Origin of the sequence: [Borrelia] finlandensis (assembly GCF_000181875.2) — a bacterium.
In the GTDB taxonomy this organism is placed as follows: Bacteria; Spirochaetota; Spirochaetia; order Borreliales; family Borreliaceae; genus Borreliella; species Borreliella finlandensis.
The window spans coordinates 502,237-522,956 of record NZ_ABJZ02000005.1 but is presented as its reverse complement, the minus strand read 5'-3'; the positions used below and the strand labels follow the sequence as shown (position 1 = coordinate 522,956).

The following is a 20,720-nucleotide window of genomic DNA, read 5'->3' as shown; positions in this document are numbered from 1 at the left end:
TATGTATATAACTCATGCCAATTCAATAATTGAAAGCATAAAAAATAATAAAGGATTTGAACTTTATATATCAAAAAAAAGTCCAAAAACTAAAGAAATTGAACAGCTAGCTAAAACACAAAATATAAAAATAATAAGAATAAATACAAATGAACTTGACAAAATTCTTAAAAACAAAGACCACAGAGGATTTGCATTAAAATTAAAACTTGAAAAAAATAAAAATGTAAAAACACAAACCAAAGATTTTGAAAACTTACTAGAAACATTTAAAAAAAAAGAAAATGCTTTCATTTTACTTCTAGATGAAATAGAAGATCCCCAAAACTTTGGAGCAATCCTTAGAACAGCAGAACAGTTTAGTATAGATCTTGTAATTACTACTCAAAAACGCAGCGCAAAAGACAATTCAACAGTTTTGCGCACTAGCTCTGGCGCAAGTCAATATGTAAAAAAAATGACAGTGACAAACATAAACAACACAATAAATCTTTTAAAAAATTATGGCTTTTGGATATATGCTGGTGATATTAAAGGACAAGATATAAACAAAATCAAAATAAACGATAAAAAAATTGCACTTATTTTAGGAAATGAAGGAAAAGGTGTACATAAGCTAATAAAAGAAAATTCTGATTTTTTAATAAGGATACCAACCAGCGGAAAAATAGACTCACTTAATGTTTCTGTATCTACAGGTATTTTAATTTTTGAAATCAAAAGACAATTAAATCTACTCTAAAACATTAAATTATATAAAAACTTCATTTTAAAAAACAAAAACATCTTAATAAAAACTATTTTAAAAAATTTCCCAACTCAACAGATGCAATAAACCCCTCAGCAGCAGCAGTAATGGCTTGAGCATAAAGTTTATTGCTAACATCTCCACATGAAAAAACACCATCAACGCTTGTTTTAACAACATCTTTAGTGATAATAAATCCTTCTTTGTCCAAATCCAAAAATCCCTTTAAAAATTCTGTATTTGGCTTATAGCCAACAGCCATAAATACAGCACTCACTTCTAATTCATAAACAACATTATCTTTTTTATTAAAAATCTTAACCAAAGAAACAGAAGATTTGCCATCTACTTCTATGGCTTCTGAATTATACAAAATTTCAATATTAGGCAACTTAGCAACACTATCTCTTAACATAGCAATAGCTCTAAGATTATCTTTTCTCACAATAAGATAAACCTTGTCCACCAATTTGCTTAAATAAATTGATTCTGAAAGGGCAGTGTTGCCTCCACCAATTACTGCAACCCTTTTCCCTTTAAAAAGATGTCCATCACAAATAGCGCAAACCGAAATACCTTTATTCCAAAATAAACCCGAATTTTTAAGAGTTTCAAGTTTTTTGGGTTTTGATCCCACAGCAATAATAACAGCTTTACTTTTATAAATATAATTTTCTGTATAAAGGTAAAAAATATTACCCTTCCTTTTTATAGAAAAAACGGTTTCGGGAAAAGTTTTAGCCCCAAGATTTACTACTTGCTCCCTCATATTTAACATCAAATTTCTACCACTTATTCCATTTTTAAAGCCAGGATAATTGTAAACTTCTGTGGTTGTAGTAAGCTGTCCCCCAGGTTCAGGACCTTCCAAAATAGCAGCCTTATAATTACTCATAACAGAATAAATCCCAGCTGTTAGTCCAGCCGGGCCAGATCCTACAATTATTACATCTTCAATAAAATCTACCTCTTTTTGAGATAGATTTTTCTTCTTGGTTAGATTTATATCAATAGTTTCAAATTCTAACATATCTAAACTTCAGGCCTCTCTTAAAAATTTGAATATTAATCTTAACGTTGCTAAAACTAATATTCAATGCTTAAGATCGACTCATAAGTTTGTTTATATTAACCTCAAAAACAGAACATGGAATAAAAATACCAAAATTATTTAACACATAAGGTGAAATTTCGCCAAAACTACCTATATTAAAACCTTCAATTAAAATATCCGCTCCCCTACCATTAATATAAAAAGTGGTTTTTGATTCTATTAAATTAATCTCAATATTTAAATAATAAAAAAGTGTTGCAACAATTGAATTAATCTCATTAAAAGAAATTTCTTTACCAGACATTAAAAAAGCTAAATTAGTAAAAGTACTTGTTCCTTCGGTAGTATCCAGATTCTTTAAAGCCACCTTACCAATTTCAAAAATTTTATGTGGATAAGGAAAATTAGAGCTAACACTTTCTGATTTTAATAAATTAGGAATTATTGATGCTCTAATATATTCATAATTCTCTGTCATTGGATTAGATACTTTTAAAAAATTTTGATCATTAATATTCATTCTGTCAATAAAATCTTTCCTAGAACCCATATAATTATAAATCATCTCTTGAAATCCCATACCCACCATTAAATTTCTAACATTCCTTGAAAACTCCTCTAAAGGACTAAGCTTTCCCACTGCAAAAGCCTTGGGAAGCTCCGGATTAAAACTTGAAAGACCTTCCCCTATCATTACATCTTCAATTACATCAACCTCATGAAGAAAGTCGTTTCTATAAAAAGGTGGAATAATATGGTTCTTAAAATCTTTGGAATAAGAATTTACTCCCATTTTTTTTAAACTAAGGCAAATACGCTCTAATGTTAAATTGCTTCCAAGCAGTCTATTAATATTTTCAACATTAAACTCCACTTCTTCTTGAAAATAATAAGGACATACTAATTCTTTAAAATCTAAATTAAAAGGCTCTCTAAACACAGTTTTTACAGGCAAAATTTCAAAACCCATATCATAAAAATCACAAGCTGCTATAGATAACGCTAACAAAGTTGCTTCAAAATCAATACCTGTAACCTCAACAAATAAATCAGTATCACCAACCTTTAAAGATCCAATATTGTTAGAATTAATTATTGGAGGATAAGAGACTACATTATTATTATCATCTAATAATAACGGAAACTTATCAAAATTTTTAATAATATGTGAATATTCCAATCCTTTGGGATGCTTTTCATTTATCTCTAAAAGAGAAAGCTCATAATCCATTCCCAAGGGAACAAACTTGTGATTAGGAGATGAGGCAATATAACTTATTGGAAATTTAATAAAATTAGAATTATACATCCCCATTGCAATTCTTCTTCTCTTTTGTCCATAATTCTGACAAAGTTTTTCTTGAAATTGAATTAGTGTCTCAAGCATTTTATCATTAATAACCAATCCTTTTGCTAAAAATCCAAAAATAAAGGGTCTGATTTGAGACATTTTGCCATCTACTAAAATTTCACCATAAAACTTCTTAAAATCTCCCTTTTTTGAAAAAAAATCATAATAGGGCATTTCTCCAAAAAAATACGTTTTTATCTGACGAGCAAGTCCTAAATAAGACCACAAATCTGGCCTATTTGTATCATTAAATTCTATTTTGATTTTTCCCGAACTCTCATCAAACCCATCAAATTCTGCCTTAAATGGTTCAAGTAATTTCGAAATCTCTAAATTTGTAAAATTTTTTCCTATTTTATCTAAAAAAAGATTTTTATAAATTTCTAACTTTGGCATCTATCTTTCCTCGTCTTAAAATAACATCACCAATATCATAAGTAAATAGATCTCTTAAATCATTTAGACCCAAGTGCATTAAAGCCATTCTATCTATTCCAATTCCCCAAGCAATAACAGGTAGATCAATGCCTAAAGGCTTTGTAACTTCTGGTCTAAAAATTCCACTTCCTCCAAGTTCAAACCAACCAAGAACAGGATGCTTTACATGTATCTCAATCGAAGGTTCAGTAAAGGGAAAATATGCGGGAACATATTTAATTTCTGTAGCGCCTGCAAGCTCTTTGGCAAAAATTTCAAGAAGGCCAAGCAAAGTTTTAATACTAACACCATCCTCAATAACAATCCCTTCGGTTTGATAAAAATCTACTCCGTGAGTTGCATCTACTTGATCATACCTAAAACATCTAATAACTCCAAAATATCTGCTTGGATTTTTGGCATTAACTAATTGTTTTGCAGAAAGAACGGTACCATGGGTTCTTAAAACCAATCTCTTAGAGAGATCTTCACTAAAACTATATCTCCAGCCCCTTGAACCTGTTGCATATCCTGTTTCATGGGCTAATTTTACATTAGAAAAATAAGGTTCTGGCAAAGATTCTTGCATACTAGGATCTGAAATGTAATAAACATCCTTAATATCACGAGAAGGATGAAATTGGGGCATAAAAAGAGCATCGTTGTTAAAAAATTCTGTTTCTACCAAAGGACCATCAAACTCTTGAAAGCCAAGACCTACTAATTTGTCTTTAATTTTAGAAATATAATCTAAATAAGAATTGGCACGCCCAATAAAAGTCTTAGCTGATGGAATATGAATATTGTAAGCTCTAAATTTTTTATTCTCATACGTTTTATTTTTTAAAATTTCGGGAGTAAGCTTAGTAAGCTCATCTCCAGTTAATTTGCTTTTCATTAAAAAATTTTTAACTTCCAATCCAAAACTAGATAATCTAAACCTTAAATCAAATTTTTCTATTATTTTAAAAAATACAGAGTCTGCTCCTTTTTTCTTGGCAAAATTTGATATTAATAAAAGCTCTTCGGTTGTCAAACTTTCTCTAAGAAGATCGCTATTTTTTGCTCTTTCCAACAAAACACGTACTTTTTGATAATTAGCCTCTATGCCATCATCTAGGCAATTTATAATAATCTGTTTATCTAAATCAAGAGAAAGAATGCCCTCTTTTAACAAATTGCCAAAGGCTTTTCTTACTTCTTTAACATCAATATCAAGCTCTAAAACTAAATTTGAAGCCAACACTGCTTTTTGAGATACTAAATTTATTATTTTTTCTTCAACAAAACCATCTCTTAAAGCGCCAAGACCCCTTTCTGTTGCTTTATAAAATACATTTAATTTCCTATAAATCTCTTCAATAATCCCTTTAGAATTTAACCATTCAATTGTTTTATTTGCTTGACCTTCATTAAACCCCAATTTTTCAATAATAATTGAAGCAGAAATATTATCCTCTTCTTCATTGTTTGCAATTACTTTTATCTCAAGAGGATGTAATGTTTTTATTAAATTTAAATCTGCCTTCATAAATATAACCTTCAATCACCTTTATTACTTATACCAAGCTCTAAAATAAGCTCAACTTCCCCAATAGATAATTTGGTAGCTCTAGAAATTTCTTCAGCACTCCATCCCTGCCTCATTAATTTTATTACAGAATTCCTAACAGTTTCATTATTAAGACCAACATTATCTTGATATTTAGAATCAGTTTTGACAAGAATACCAAGAGTTTTTATTCTCTCTTCTGCTGCAATATTTAAATTCTCCAACCTTGTCTCAGATTTCACCACCTTCTCTCTCATAGTCATAGTATTTTTCAACTTATTTTCAATATCTAATAGCATTTCTTTTAAATTTTGAGCATTAATCAACACTTCTTCTGACAACCCTTTGTTTAATAAGAGACTTGAAACAACATTTTCCATATCCTTGAGATTGTCTTGAAACTTAGAACTCTCTTTACTTAAATTATTAAATCTTTTCTCCACTTCATTTATTAAATCAAAATTTTTATCAACAGACTCTATAGTACTCTTTAATATGCTCTCTTTATTGCTAATTCTTTCATAATTATCAAGAATAGTTCTCTGCTCGTCAGCTATCTCTTTTATTTTAGCTTTATATATCTGCATTTCATCATAAGATTCAATTAAACTCTTATATCTACTATCAAATGAAGAGTAAAATTCAAAAAATCTATTAAAATCATTTTTAATAGATTTAATTGATTCTTGTTCTGACTTTAGCTCATTAAAAATTTCAATAATACCTAATGTTTCTTTTTGAATATTATAAAATTCTTTGTTAACGTTTTCAAAATTATTTTTATATTCCTGAGCAAGATCTATCTCATTTTTTAAAGTTTCCCATAATTTTTCCAACTTGTCCTTAAGAGAATAAGCCTCCAAAAATATTGAATTATTCTTTTCAAGTTCAGAATCCAATTTTTTAAAATTTTCAATTTGATTTTCGATTTGAAAATTTATTTTATCATAACTATCTTCAAATTCTGCTCTCAAATCAGATTTGTATTCAACTAAATTGTCTTTAATCTCACTAATAAATTTGTTAAATTGAATATCACAATTTAATATTTTAGATTCAAGTTCTAAAATATTATTATCAACTTCTTTTAATAATTCTTTATGATTTTTCTTAAATTCAACCTCAAATTTATCAATTTGTTCTTGCAAACCACTCTTTATGGTTTCAATCTCTGATGTTGAATGTTTTAAACTTTTTTTAAGCTCATCTTCAAGTAAACCAAGATCTGATTTTATAGATTTAGAAAACGAATTATATTCATTCTCAATTGATGTCTCAATATTATTTCTGTATAAACTAATTTTCTCAGAAAATTCTGAAATATTTTTATTAATTAATTCAATTTGCCCTTCAAAGCTTTCTTTATCACTAGAAATTACATCAACCATTTCCCGCCTTACTTTATCAAGATTAGAAGACAAGGTTGTAAATTCATGCTCTAATTTCTGATTAAGATCAAAAATCTTATCTTCAAGATCCTTTTGCTGAGTTAAAAATTTCACCTCTGCTTGAATTAAGATATCTTCTGTTTTTTTATTAACCTTTTCGTCTATCTTTTCTACTTTAAAATCAACAAATTTTTCAAGATCTAAAACTTTAAGATTTAATGACTCGCCAATATTTTTAAAATCAAGATGAACTGATTGTTCAATTTTTTTAGCCTCGTTTTGCAAATTGTTAAAAATCTCTTCAGCCTTAATCTCAAAACCATCTTTAAAAGACTCTAAACCAATCTTAACATTAAAAATATCATTCTCAAATGATTTAATTCCAAGCTCAGCAAGATTTATTCTCTTTTCTATTGTGCTATAAGATTTTTCTTGCCAATCTTTTACATCATCTTTAATATTCAAAAACCAAGAATCAATAATACTTTGCTTATTATTTACAAAATCAACAAATTCATCTACTTTCCCAGTAATATTGGTTTCCATTAAAGCTATCTCACTCTGCATATCTTTTTTTTTAGAAGAAAATTCTTTAGTAAAATCCAAATAAAAATTCTCTTTATCATGTTTCATTTTTTGTTCAATATCTAAACGGAAACTTTGAATAAGTTCTGTTTTGTTTTCTAAATTTTTAGACAAATCATATTCTAAATTTTGAATTTTATCATTATATGAGGCAATAAAGTTTTCTAAAGAATATTTAAGCTCTTCGCCTCTAATTTTTAAATCTTTAAAAAAGTCTTCTTCTAATAGTTTAAGATGTGATGAAACATTGTGATAAGATTCTTCCTTTAATCTAATAACATCCTTTTCAACATTATTTAAATCAGATTCAAGATTTTTAAGATTTTTCAGTTGAGATTCAAGTTCAAAAATCATCTCTTTATTCGAACTCTTAAACTCTTCGCTTAAAGTTGCAATATAAGAATTTAATCTCTCTGAAAACTCATCGTACATATCAGCATACTTTTTCTCAAGTCCATCATATTGACTTAAAGCTAAATTATCAATGGCTTTAATTTTGTTGTCAATTTTATTCTCTAAATTTAATTGCCCTTCATTACACCTTTCTTCCAGTTCAATATACTTAAGATTAAAATCATTAGCTATTTTATCAATACACCCACTCACCTTATCATTTAAATTTTTCTCTATGCTATCAAAAGTACTCTCAATCGATTTTAAAGAATCAATTCTCTTGTGAATTTCATTTTCATACTTTACAATGTCATCATCAATCAAGGTATTTACCTTTTTTATACAAACATCAAAATGATTTTTTATATTCTCTTCAACACCTGCCTTAATCTCTCCAAATTGAGAATTTATAAAACCGTAACAATCTTTAATTTTATCTTGCAATTCTTTTTCAAATTCTAAAATATCTTTTGATCTTTGCTCTATTATCTCAAAATTTTGATCCATTTCAGAAATCTTAATTTGCAAATTTTCATCATTGCTTGTAAGTGTTTTATAGATTTCATCTCTAATTTTTGAAATAGCTCCCTCACTTTCAATTAAAAATGTAGAATATCTCTCTTCAAAATTACTCTCAATAAGTTTAAATCTTTCCTTATAAAGATCGTTTAAAAACTCAGACTTACTCTCAATATTATTTTTAAGCTCATTTGTTATCTCCCCAAATCTCTCTTTTGCTTGCATAATATCGCTATCAATCGTTCTTCTATAATCAATTGCTTCTTCTAATCTAGATTTATAATACTGTTCGATCTCTTTAACAAGCTCGTTAATTTTTGCCTCTCCATCATCTGTTAAATCTTTAACTTTCAATTCAAATTTTTCAACTTGATATTTTGATACATCAAAAGATTCCTTAAGTTTTTGAAGATTTTCATCCATACCTTTGCTAAGACTGTCTATTCTATCTGTCAATCTTCTGCTTAGATTTTCAATCTCATGCATTATTTCATTTTCAAGTTTACTAGAAATATTCTCTGAATACCCCCTATAATTAGATATCACCTCATTGTATTTTCCATTAATTTCTTTGTTTATATCATTAAACTTCACATTAAGAGAATCAAGAGTAATATCTATATTAGCCTGAAAAGAAGCAATATCGCTTCTTTTGTCCTGCAATAAACTATCAACCTCTTTAACAAATTCCTCTGAATTATTTAAAACTGCAGCAAATTTTTTTGATAAATTTTCCTCAAGTTCTCTAGTCTCTTTATTAAAATGGTTCATTATGTCTTGCAAAAGCTCATCAGAGTATATGGCACCTTGATTTCTAAACTCATCTATTTTCTCAAGATAATAACTCTCAAGACTTTCTATAGAAAATTTAAGCTCTTTAATTTTTGTAGCCACCTCAGAATCTATTAAATCCAGATCAACTTTACCTGAAGACAATAAATTTTCAATTTTAACAGTTATTTCATTTAATTTACTTTGCCAATCACTAAGCTTACTATCTACTTCATTGTTAATTGAATCTTTCCTGTTTAAAATATCTTTAGAAATTCTATCTAAAAAATCATCAATTTGCTTTTGATTGTCCGATTTTATATTAGAGACAATTTGTAGTTTTGACTCAATAAATTCATTAAGATCAGACTTAAAATTATTTAAAATATCTTCTGATTCAATCTTGAAATCTTTTAATTTATAATCACATTCTTCAATCTTGCTTATAACAAAATTATTCTTATCATCAAATTTTTTATTCAAATCCTCAAGCATAAATATGCTTTTATCTTTAATTATTTCTGTTTGTCTATTAATAAACTCTTTAATTCCTAATATAGCCTCATCACTTTGTGAATATGACATATCTTTTAATTCTTTGTATTTTTCTATCACTAAGCTCTCAATATCGCCTGTTTTTAATAAAACATATTCCATTCTATCGTTAACATCTTTTTCTAAACTTTCTATTTTTAAAGTAGCAGATGAAAGTAGCTCTTCACTAGAGACCTTAATATCAAGCAAAGATTTATTTAAAGCAATAAGCTCATCTTTCCAACTACCATGCATATCAATAGCTTTTTTTTGAATATGATCTGACAGATCATTAAAAACGCTCTCACTAAGCTCTATTCCTTTGTCTTTTTGAATCTGAATTAAACTTAAAAATTCTTCATTTGTTTTATTTATTTGAGATTCAATATTTTTTAAATTAGAATCCATTTCACCTTGCCACTTTGAATATTGAAGCTTGCTTTCTTCTAACTGAGTAACAAAAATATTTACCTCATCATAATAACGATCTTTAAACTCTACTATATTTTTACCAATTTCATCTTTAATATTAATTAAACTAGCATTAAAATCTACCTTTAAAGTCTCTTGGGTTTTTTCAAACATATTATAAAAAGATTCAATTTCATTTTCTAATTTTTTGTTTAAATCTTGAAATTCTTGATAATTACTGGTCGCCTCTTGAGAGAGTGTCTCAAATTTCTCACCATACATTAAAGAAAATTCATCCATTCCTGCTGTTAATTTATCTGTAAAGCTCTTATATTTAGATTCCATTTGATCTTCAAATTTAGAGCTGCTAGAATCCAAAGATTCAAAAAGAGCTGTGTACTTGGCATTTATATTATTATTTAAATTTGAGTAATTATTATTAAACCTACCATTAATTTCTTCAAAATTAGAAATCAAATTATCATTAAGCTCAATAAGCTTTTCTTGAATATTTGAATCAACATCTAAGAGTTGGGATTCTAACTGCATCTTAAGTTGATTAATATCACCTTTAAAACTTTCACTAAATACTTCAATATCTGCCCCAAACTTACCTTTAAATTCAAGATATATTCCATTAGAATCATCTTCAAGCCTCTTTATTAAATCAATAGCACCTGACTGAACACTTTCCATTTTAGAATTCAAATCTAACAAACTAAGCTCTACCCTTTCTCTAATGTTATTATCAACTTGACTTATTTTATCTTCATAATCCTCATAAATATTTTTAAGATTCAACTCAACTTGAGATCTAAATTTATCAAAAACATCATCAACTTGCTCTTCATACTTTCCCATCTCTATTCGCATTGACTCCTCAAGTGAATTAATTCTTGAATAAACATTGTCTTTAAAAGAAGAACTCATAGAAGAAATTTCATTGTCCACTAAAACCAATTTATCTTCAAGCTTATCTTTAATTTCCTTAGAGCGATCATCAACATATGCAAAGATATCCTTAAATTTATTTTGCAATTCTTCATTCAGTCTATTTAAAATAAAATCTTCTTTTTCATTAATTTTATTCTTCACACTCTCCATAATAAGCTCTATAGAATTTTCTATTAACTTATATTTGTTTTCATAAAAATTAAAAGAACTTTCAATCTCTTTGCTATATTTGCCAATATTAAATTCGACCTTTTCAAGAAAATCGCTAAATTCTAAATCTAATTTCTCATTACCCTTAACTAAAATATCATTTTTTCTCTCTTCAATATTTGCTAAATCTTTTTCATAAAGACTAATCTCTTTATTTAAATTATCCATTTTAAAAACAAGTTCTTTAATATTAGTGTCAAACTTTTCCCAACTAGCAATTTTAATAGACTCGAGATTTTCTTTATTAGTCTTGTCAAATTTTTCTAACACTGAATTCAAATTTGATTCAACCGAATCAATCTGAGTATTAAATCCTTTTAAAGTTTTTGAAAGTTTATCTACTATTTTCCCGTCAACTTGCAATCTTTGTATATTCTCTTGAACTTTAAAAGTCATTTCATCAAGATCCTTAAGCATAGAATCATGATAGGCTATCTTTTTTTCAACCTCTGCAAAATCATTGCTTTTATTTTTAATCTTTCGCTGAACTTCCTCAATCTTTTTTATTATTTCTATACTAGATCTTTGATAAGCTTCCATATCAACAGCAAGATCATTAATCTCTTTTGTCTTATCTTCAATAAAATCTTCAAGATTAACCTTTGTAAGATCAACGAACTTTTTAATTTTATCTAATGCTCTAGAACGTTTATCGTATTGCCTATAAACAAATAAAACTATTGAAACCAAAAAAAGGTTAACTAAAATAGTCGCAAAATCTATCATAAAATATTTTACCCATATTCTATATATTCAAACGTATATATTCTCTTAAGTCTTTATAATCATGAAAAATAAAGTCAATCATTTCCTTGTGATTTATATTCTTTTTTGAAAAAAAAGCTGCTTTCATTGAAACATTTCTAGCACCTAAAATGTCATATTCATAAGAATTCCCTACATACAAAATATTATTACTCCTTAAATTCAAATCCTCAATAACTTTTAAAAAAGGTGCCTTATGGGGCTTTAAATATCCAGTATCTTCTGAAGAATAAAGAATATCCCAAAAACTGTCTTGAATGCCTAATAAATTTTTGACACGACCTAAAATAGGAAAGTCTGACATTACACCTAATTTTATTCCTTTGAATTTAAGCCAATAGATTAAATCTTGAACTCCAAGATAGGGCTTGAGTTTTTTAAACTTATCGCTAAAAATTTGACTATAATATATTTTATTTAACAAAAAAGCACACCGATTCTCATCAAGATTTAAATACTCAGAAAGCATTTTAACCTGAAGAGAAAAGAGTTCATCCCTGTTTGAGGGTGAAAATTGATTGCTTTGTAAAATTCGTATTTTTTTCCTAATCTGTTTAAAAGCTAAAAAAAACTTAACATTAGTTAAAAATTCAAAAAACATTAGCTTATTTCTATCCGCCTCAGGATACAAGGTGCCATCTAAATCAAATACTACAGCTTTAATCATGATGATTGATTATTTGCCTTTATAGGTATAGACACTATTGGTAAACTTTCGGGAACCTTAACCCTAACTAAATGAATATAAGATTTTGGATATCTTTTCTGGAGAGACTTGATTGAAGTTTCAGCATTAACTTCGTTAACAGAAACCCTAAAAATCCTATTTTCATCAAGAAATGGAAGAAACAAAACAACATGTTTATGAAGCACCATGCTTGATAAATTGTTAACACCCGTGCTAATAGATCCTAAATAAATATATCCAGGCTCATCTAAAGCCAGACTATATAATAAAAACTCTAAATTTTCAATTTTATAACCACGATTGTCAATATAATCAAAAAACTTAATATTATTGACATCATTTTCCTTGATTTTAGATAAATTTAAATCTATATTAATATTATTTATCTTATAAGCAATATTACGAATCCAATCAAGACCAAAAAAAGGATCCTTATTAAATTCCTGACTTCTAGTAAAACCACTGCCTCTAACGCCAATATGTCTAAGCTTAAGATCATCAATTTTTAAAAGCCGTCCCGTCATTGATTTATAAATCGAATCCGCTACCCATTTAACAAATCCTGAGCAATTAAACCCCACAGGATCTTTTTGCAATAACCCAGTTTCTATATGCACCATTTTACCATATTCATCCATTGCACCATCAGCAATCTCAGCAATGGGAAAAGATCCAAGAGATTTTCTTAAACTAATTAGCATATTAGAAATATTTTTATAAATATTAAAATATTCAGGAATAAAATATCTAAAATCAATAACCTTGCCAATATAATTTATTATATTAGCAAGAGAAATTACCGCAATGTCTTCAATCTTAAAGGGCAATTTAACGTCTTTATAAATCAAAGTATTTACTAAATAAAAATCAGCAATAGAAGAAAATTTTGAAGACTTTATTCTAATAAACGTATCCCCTCTGTTTATAAAAAATATTTTTATCTGCTCAATACCCTCTTTGCCCACTTTAATCACGTAAGACCCTGGAAAAATATAATCCACATTCTTTTTTTTATTAAAAAAAGAATAATAAACATACTCAGAAGAAATTTCACTTGAAACTTCAATGTAATAATCTTCTGTAATAAAATGTTTTATTGGACTTATTTTTTTTTGCGCATAGCTTGAACTAAAATATTTTGAATATTTAGTCCTTACATCAAAATCATAAAAAAAACTCTCAAGCGCAAAAAGATTTAGACTCTTAAATATTAAGAATAAAAATATATATCTCACTTTAAATCTCTTATTTTTTCCTTTAATTCTACTAAAATTGGAATATTTCTATATCCAATTTTACGCAAATTATTTACTAAATAATTATAGTAAGAATTTGGAAAATTCTTTATTTTATTTGCAAAAAGAAGAAACTTAACAGGATTCGTACTAACTTGTGTAATATATTTGATTTTATGAGAAATATTTAAATGATAATCTTTGATCCATAAATTTAGCATTTTATTTAGATCTGGAGTACTGGTTTTAAGCTCAAGCTGATCTTTTAACTTAAAAGATTCTTTAAAAAGAGAATCTAGACCTATCTTTTTATGAACAGAAATTCTAAATATAGGAGCAAAATTTAAAATAGGGAAAAAAAACTTCACACGGCTCTTTAATGCTTCAAAATAACCTTTAGACTCATCCACAAGATCCCATTTGCTAAACACAATAATAATTCCTTTTCCCTTTTTAGTAACATAATGAGCAATTTTTTTATCCTGAGAAGTCAATTCTTCTTTAACATCAATCAACAAAAACACAATATCTACCATGTCAATTACTTTTAGCGCCCTATTAACAGAATAATATTCAACAATTTCATTTACTCTTGCCCTTCGCCTTATCCCAGCTGTATCAACAACCTCAAAAACTTTCCCATTTCTAGTAAACTTAGTTTTAATAAAATCTCTAGTAGTACCAGGTTGGTCAGAAACAATTGCAATTTCATTTCCAGATAAATAATTAATAAGGGTAGATTTGCCTGAATTAGGCTTACCTATAATCCCAACCTTAATATCAGCGCTACTCTCAATGCCAGCTTCACCAACTTCTACTTTTAAAAAATCTCTAAGCTTAGTAATGCCTCGACAATGGGCTGCACTAACCAGAAAATAGTGCTTGAATCCTAAATTATGAAATTCGTGAGCTAAACATTCCTTATCTTTAGTATCCACTTTGTTTAAAACCAAAACCACCTTACTACTATATTTTCTCAGTCTTTCAATAATCTGATAATCTTCAAGTAAAATTTCATTAATATCTAAAACCAATAAAATTAAATCAACTTTTTTTAAAGAGCTTAAAACCTTTTGCACAACAATTTTGCTAATCTCATCTTTCAAGATAGTAAACCCACCAGTATCGATTAATTTAAACTTAAAAGAATCAACCTTACAAACCTCTTCAACTAAATCCCTAGTAACACCGTAAGTACTCTCAGTAATACTTCTTTTTGTATCTAAAATTCGATTAAATAAAGCAGATTTACCAACATTTGGCCTACCAACAATAAGAACCTTTTTATAACTAAGCAAAGCAAATACACCTCTTTATTTATTCCGATATTTCCATTATAATAGCAAATATTAGTATTTATGCCAATTACACATGAGTGTTTGTGTTGAAAAGAAAAAAAAGTTCAAGCTCAGCCAAGTCAGACATACTTTTAATTTTAATTGCTATTGTTTTAACAATAATTAGTGTGCTATTAATAATCAAAAATTCACTTATTATGCATATTTTTAAAGAAAAAAATTATGATAACAGTTTATTCGAATCAAGTCAAACACAAGATAATAAATTAATTGAAGCTAAAAAAAACACCAATAAAAATACAAATATAAAAATACTTAAAAATGAAAGTTTTTTAATCCAGCCACCAGAAATAAAAAAACTTGAAGAAGAGTTCAAGCAAAACCAAAGAAATAATAACCTTAAAAACAAAAAATTTATTAAACTTTATTTTATAAAAGTAACCCCAGAAGGTTATTTTTTAAGACAAACTGTAAAAAGAGCTATATATTACGACAAAAATATTCTTGAAGAAACACTAAAATCTTTAATCAAAGGACCAAATGAATACGAGCTAAAAAATAATTTTTTAAGTTTAATCCCTATAAAAACCAAGCTTTTAAATTTAAGCCTAAGCGAAGGAATTGCTAAAATAAACTTATCTAAAGAATTTTATGAAAATAGTTTTGGAATTGAAGGAATAATTAATCAAATCGCTCAAATAACCTTAACATGTCTTGAAATTAAAGGAATTGATGGAATAATTTTAACAATAGAAAATAATCCAATAATACTTGAAGAATTAAACTTAAAGTTCTCAGGAATATTAAATAAAAAGACTTTGGACAAATATTAAAATTCAATATTGCTAAGCAATTGCATAGAACTTGCAATTCTTAAAACACTTGCCCTAACAACTAAAAACATGAATTCTTGATTGCCTTTTTTACCTTTAGTTTTTAACTTTAATATCTTTTTAACTTGTAATTTATTTTTATAGAACTTTTCAATTACGCTTTGCAAAATTATCTTCAAATACTCACCACTCACAACACCATTAAAATTTTTTATATCTAAATTTAAACTTTTAAACTCAAACTGAGGTTTAATCAAAACTATAATAAAATTATCAGAAAGTTTATCTATTAAATTTACACATATACTTATTGATGATCTAAAAGAAACATCTACAACGGCAAAATTGGGAACAATCTTAAATTCTGTAACATCAAAAATATTAGTTCTTTCTAAAACTTTAACTCTTGGATCAATTCTTAATTTATAAGAAAGTTGATTAATGCCTACATCAATTGAATAAACAAAATTGGCACCACACTGCAATAGACAATCGGTAAAACCACCAGTTGAAGAGCCAATATCAACACAAATTTTATTTTTAACTTCGATTTCAAAATCTTTAAGAGCCTCTAAAAGCTTGTAACCTCCTCTTGATACAAATGTTTGACAAGTATTCTCAACTAAATCTATTTTACTTGTTTTGTTTATTAACATTTTAGGATTTTTTTCTTTATGAGAATTTACATATATATTGCCTTTTAGAATTAAGATCATTAATTCTTTTCGTGTTTTTTCTGGATACCTTTTACAAAGTATATTTAATAAATTATTTCTGAATCCTTTCAATTTTTAAAGCGCGGCCTGTCTTTAAATTAGAAGTAATAATAACTCCTTGTAAAATTGTGTCATCTTCTACAACTTCAGCTCTCAAGGGGGTATATTCAAGCAAGCCCTTAAGAGAAATATTGGGATTAAATCCTATTACAGAATTTAATCCACCTGTCATCCCAATATCACTAATATAGGCTGTCCCCTTTGACAATATTCTTTCATCTTGAGTCATAACATGGGTATGAGTACCAACCACACCTGTTACAAAACCATTTAAAAAATATCCAAAACTTTCTTTTTCATAATTACTTTCAGCATGAAAATCTACAAAAATGGTTCTAGCCTTATTACTCAGCATATTAACCAATTTTTTTGTATTATCAAAAGGATTCTTTACAATAAAATTCATATTTAAAACCCCTTGAACATTAACAACAGCAACCTTTTCATCTCTAATAGTTAAAAAACAATAACCATGCCCATCTAACAAATCTGAAAAATTATTTGGCCTTAAGATATATGTTTGCTTATTTAGGTAATAATTTATTTTGTAATTAGAATACACATGATTACCGGTAGTAATAACATTAACCCCCGATCTAAAAAGATTATTTGCTATTTCTGGAGTTATTCCAAAACCATTTGAAGAATTTTCTCCATTAGCAATTACCAAATCTATTCTATATTTATTCTTGATGTTTTTAAGATTAAAAAAAACTTTTTTTAATCCACCCTCGCCTATTATATCCCCAATTATCAAGGTTTTAATAGTGCTATCTTGCATATTCAATAACTCTGGTTTCGCGAATAATTGTAACTTTAATTTTTCCAGGATATCTCATTTCAGCTTCTATCTTCTTAGCAATATCTCTTGCAAGTAAAATTGACTTTTCATCATTAATCAAAGCATTGTCAACAATAATTCTAACTTCACGACCTGCCTGAATAGCATAACATTTTTGAACACCCTCAAAACTATACGCAATGTCTTCAAGTCTTTTAAGTCTATTTATATAGTTATTTAAACTTTCCCTTCTTGCTCCAGGACGAGATGCTGAAATGGCATCTGCTATTTGAACCACAATAGCCTCAAGACTCTCGGGTTTCACCTCATTATGATGCGCAGCAATAGCATTAACAACAATTTCGCTCTCTCCGCAACTTTGAGCAAGTTCAGCGCCGGTAATAGCATGTCCCTCGCTATTATCAGAAATACTTTCCATCCCTTTCCCAATATCATGCAAAAGGCATGCTCTTTTTACTACAACAGGATCTAATTTCATCTCTTTAGCCAAAATTTCTCCTATTATAGCCGTTTCTTTAGAATGGCTTAAAACATTTTGACCATAACTACTTCTAAAGTAAAGCCTTCCCAACCCCCTAATAAGCCTCTTATCAAGCCCATGTATATTAAGGTCAAAAACTACCTTCTCACCCTCTTCTTGAATAATGCTATTTATCTCATTGGTAACATTATACACAACTTCTTCAATCCTAGCAGGATGAATTCTGCCATCTGTAACAAGCCTTTCTAAAGTCCTCTTGGCAAGCTCTTTTCTTATTGGATCAAAGCAAGATATAACAACAGCTTCAGGCGTATCATCAATAATGATATCTGCTCCTATTAAAGTCTCAAGAGCCCTAATATTGCGCCCTTCTTTACCTATAATCCTACCTTTCATCTCATCATTAGGCAGCTCAACAGAAGCCACTGTAAACTCAGAACTCACCTCCGTAACAATACGTTGCATAGTAGATACTAAAATATCTTTTGCAACCTTATCTGCTAATAGCTGTGCTTCCTGCTCACTTTTATTGATAATAACTTGAGCATCTCTCTTAGACTCATGCTCAACTTTTTCAATTACAATTTTTCTTGCATCTTCTCTTGTAAGACCAGAAATATTTTCCAATCTTTTAACAAGATCAGCCTCTTTTTCTCTTATTACTTTTTCTTTTTGTTCAAATTCTTTAATTTTAAAATCAACCCTAGACTGCTGTTTGTCAAGAGCAGATATTCTCTTATCTAAGGTTTCTTCTCTTTGTAATAATCTTTTTTCTAAATTAACAATCTCATTTTTCCGATCTCTTATATCCCTATCTTGCTGGTTTTTTTCTTTAAGCATTTGAGATTTTGCATTAGCAATAATTTGCCTTCTTTCATTTTCTATCTCTAATTGTGATTCTACTCTTACTTTTTTCAGATTTTTTTCTAAATCCAATAAAGACAATCTACCTAAAAAAACTCTTACTAAAAATCCTAATATAAAGCCAGCAAAAATAGAAGAAAAAATAATATATATCATATCATTTAACTCCTATGCTGTTTAAAAGCAATTTAAAATTTAATCTTTAAAACAGTGCCCTCAAATTATTAATTATTCAACTTTTAAAGGCTTTTCAACTAATTCTAGGATAGCCATTTCAGCCGCATCTCCATATCTTTTTCCTAATTTAATTATCCGAGTATACCCACCACTTCTTTGTCTAAAAACAGGAGAAATTTTGGTAAATAGCTTATTTAAAATATGCTTATCATTTATAAATTTTGATAATTCTCGCCTATTATGCACAGTATCAACTTTTGCCCTTGTAATCAATCTTTCAGCAAATCTTTTAACTTCGAACAATTTTGTCTTAGTGGAAGAAATTTTTTCATGCTTAAAAAAAGAAATTACCATATTTTTTAAAAGCGCTCTCCTGTGACTAGACTTCCTACTTAATCTATTAAAACCCAATTTTGTTTTCATGAAACAGCCTAAACTCTCCTTTTATTCAGATATTTTAACATTCTTACTCAATACAGATAGAGCATCTTCTTTAGACATTCCTAAATATAATCGATAAGAGCCAAGTTTTTCGATTATCTCTTCTAAACTTTTTTTCCCAAAATTTCTAGCTTTAGAAAGCTCTTCTGCGTTTTTACTAATAAGTTCTCCTAAAGTCCTAACATTTTCTTTGGCCAAACAATTTAAAGATCTGACTGACAAATTCAATTTCTCAATACTCATATCAAGCAAGTTAGAACTTTCTGATTTTGATTTCTCAAAAGATGTATTAACATTGTCTTCAAAATCAACAAGAGGAAACAAAAACTCTCTTACTATTGATGCAGCCTTTTTTATTGCATCTTTGGCAGAAATCACACCTGTAGTCCAAATTTCCATTACAAGCTTGTCATAATCTGACCTTTGACCAACCCTAGTATCTTCTACAGAATACGAAACTTTCTCTATAGGAGAAAATATAGAATCTAAAGCAATAACATTAACTTCTTCTAAATACTTAGAATTTTGCTCAGAAGACACATAACCCCTACCATAATTAATTTGAAATTCAAGATCCAAATTAACATCACGTGATAAAGTGGCTATAACTAAATCTTTATTAAAAACCTCAACTCCATCTCTTTCAAAATGAGAAGCTTTTAAAACATTGGTATCTTTGCCGCTAACACTAAAGCTTATTGTCTTTTTTTGCTCTCCTTCTCCAAGTTTCAAATGAATATTTTTAATATTAGCAATAACCTCAAGAGTATCTTCAGAAACTCCAGGAATCAAATCAAATTCACTTGAAACAACCTTTGATGAAGAGTCTTTATTGTTGGACTGAACCCTCATAGCAGTAATCGCATACCCTTCAATAGAAGAAAGTAAAACACGTCTTAAAGTATTACCTATAGTAATCCCAAAGCCTCTTTCAAAAGGATATATTGTAAATTTACCATAAGACCCATCACCTTGGCTTTTCAAAAATTCAATTTTTTCAGGTATAGTGAAATCTTTCAAAAAATTTTCCACAGGCATCATAACTCCTTCTAGCTAAACTCGTCTGGTTTTTTTCGGTCTGCATCCATTATGAGGAATAGGCGTAATATCTGAAATTGATTTTACAGTCATACCAATCGAACCAATAGCTCTTATTGCAGATTCTCTACCAATGCCTGGCCCTTTTATATACACATGAACATAATTAATTCCAAAATCTCTCACTTTATTTAAAGCAGACTCTGCTGTTATTTGAGCAGCATATGGGGTCGACTTTTTAGCCCCTTTAAAACCCATTCCACCAGCACTTGCCCAAGCTAAAGCATTCCCCTTTATATCAGATACAGTAACTATGGTATTATTAAAAGTAGCTTGTATATAAACGTTTCCTTCTCCGATATTTCTTTTAATTTTTTTTTTACTATTAGTTGATAATTTTGCGCTCAACTCGCCCTCCAAATCTTAAAAACTATT

The 20,720-nt window shown here is 28.2% G+C and carries 15 protein-coding genes; 2 read left to right on the top strand and 13 right to left on the bottom strand.

The window, feature by feature from the left end; translation table 11 throughout:
* The first annotated feature begins 1 nt into the window (after window position 1).
* Entirely contained in the window at window positions 2-742 is a 741-nt protein-coding gene (rlmB, locus tag BSV1_RS03775; protein WP_008882703.1) for a 23S rRNA (guanosine(2251)-2'-O)-methyltransferase RlmB, read from the top strand.
* Window positions 743-797: 55 nt separating this feature from the next.
* On the opposite strand, the gene trxB is transcribed toward rlmB, so the two are convergent.
* From trxB to der, 7 genes are all read right to left on the bottom strand, one after another.
* Window positions 798-1,778 carry a thioredoxin-disulfide reductase gene (trxB, locus tag BSV1_RS03770; RefSeq protein ID WP_008882781.1) on the bottom strand — a complete coding sequence of 327 codons (981 nt, stop codon included), beginning with the start codon at window positions 1,776-1,778 and terminating at the stop codon, window positions 798-800.
* Window positions 1,779-1,848: 70 nt separating this feature from the next.
* Window positions 1,849-3,549: a phenylalanine--tRNA ligase subunit beta gene (gene pheT, locus BSV1_RS03765; protein WP_008882827.1), complete on the bottom strand. Its 1,701-nt coding sequence runs from the start codon at window positions 3,547-3,549 to the stop codon at window positions 1,849-1,851.
* Complete coding sequence (gene pheS / locus BSV1_RS03760) at window positions 3,527-5,101, bottom strand: phenylalanine--tRNA ligase subunit alpha (protein WP_008882652.1); 1,575 nt, start codon at window positions 5,099-5,101, stop codon at window positions 3,527-3,529. Before pheS ends, pheT begins: the two co-directional genes overlap by 23 nt.
* A gap of 11 nt (window positions 5,102-5,112) precedes the next feature.
* The gene (locus BSV1_RS03755) at window positions 5,113-11,613 is read right to left on the bottom strand and encodes a SpiroCoCo family coiled-coil protein (protein WP_008882685.1); all 6,501 of its coding nucleotides are present in this window, start codon (window positions 11,611-11,613) and stop codon (window positions 5,113-5,115) included.
* 19 nt (window positions 11,614-11,632) lie between these two features.
* Window positions 11,633-12,319: an HAD family hydrolase gene (locus BSV1_RS03750; RefSeq protein WP_008882484.1), complete on the bottom strand. Its 687-nt coding sequence runs from the start codon at window positions 12,317-12,319 to the stop codon at window positions 11,633-11,635.
* Window positions 12,316-13,575, bottom strand: coding sequence for a hypothetical protein (locus BSV1_RS03745; RefSeq protein WP_008882614.1), 1,260 nt, complete (start codon window positions 13,573-13,575; stop codon window positions 12,316-12,318). The genes BSV1_RS03750 and BSV1_RS03745 overlap by 4 nt, the downstream gene beginning before the upstream one ends.
* Entirely contained in the window at window positions 13,572-14,873 is a 1,302-nt protein-coding gene (der, locus tag BSV1_RS03740; protein WP_008882366.1) for a ribosome biogenesis GTPase Der, read from the bottom strand. The genes BSV1_RS03745 and der overlap by 4 nt, the downstream gene beginning before the upstream one ends.
* An 86-nt stretch (window positions 14,874-14,959) precedes the next feature.
* On the opposite strand from der, the gene BSV1_RS03735 reads away from it, so the two are divergent.
* On the top strand, window positions 14,960-15,706 hold the full coding sequence (locus tag BSV1_RS03735; RefSeq protein WP_008882363.1) for a GerMN domain-containing protein: 747 nt from the start codon (window positions 14,960-14,962) through the stop codon (window positions 15,704-15,706).
* Here BSV1_RS03735 and BSV1_RS03730 read toward each other — a convergent pair.
* The 6 genes from BSV1_RS03730 to rpsK form a co-directional block, all read right to left on the bottom strand.
* Entirely contained in the window at window positions 15,703-16,494 is a 792-nt protein-coding gene (locus BSV1_RS03730; RefSeq protein WP_008882449.1) for a TlyA family RNA methyltransferase, read from the bottom strand. The genes BSV1_RS03735 and BSV1_RS03730 overlap by 4 nt on opposite strands.
* Window positions 16,475-17,263, bottom strand: a complete 789-nt coding sequence (locus tag BSV1_RS03725) for a TIGR00282 family metallophosphoesterase (protein WP_008882730.1) — start codon at window positions 17,261-17,263, stop codon at window positions 16,475-16,477. The genes BSV1_RS03730 and BSV1_RS03725 overlap by 20 nt, the downstream gene beginning before the upstream one ends.
* Window positions 17,253-18,785, bottom strand: coding sequence for a ribonuclease Y (gene rny, locus BSV1_RS03720; protein ID WP_002656978.1), 1,533 nt, complete (start codon window positions 18,783-18,785; stop codon window positions 17,253-17,255). Before rny ends, BSV1_RS03725 begins: the two co-directional genes overlap by 11 nt.
* Before the next feature lie 72 nt (window positions 18,786-18,857).
* Complete coding sequence (gene rplQ / locus BSV1_RS03715; RefSeq protein ID WP_008882381.1) at window positions 18,858-19,229, bottom strand: 50S ribosomal protein L17; 372 nt, start codon at window positions 19,227-19,229, stop codon at window positions 18,858-18,860.
* A 21-nt stretch (window positions 19,230-19,250) separates the two neighbouring features.
* Window positions 19,251-20,285, bottom strand: a complete 1,035-nt coding sequence (locus tag BSV1_RS03710) for a DNA-directed RNA polymerase subunit alpha (RefSeq protein WP_008882817.1) — start codon at window positions 20,283-20,285, stop codon at window positions 19,251-19,253.
* Window positions 20,286-20,300: 15 nt separating this feature from the next.
* Complete coding sequence (gene rpsK / locus BSV1_RS03705) at window positions 20,301-20,693, bottom strand: 30S ribosomal protein S11 (RefSeq protein WP_002557092.1); 393 nt, start codon at window positions 20,691-20,693, stop codon at window positions 20,301-20,303.
* Window positions 20,694-20,720 lie beyond the last annotated feature (27 nt).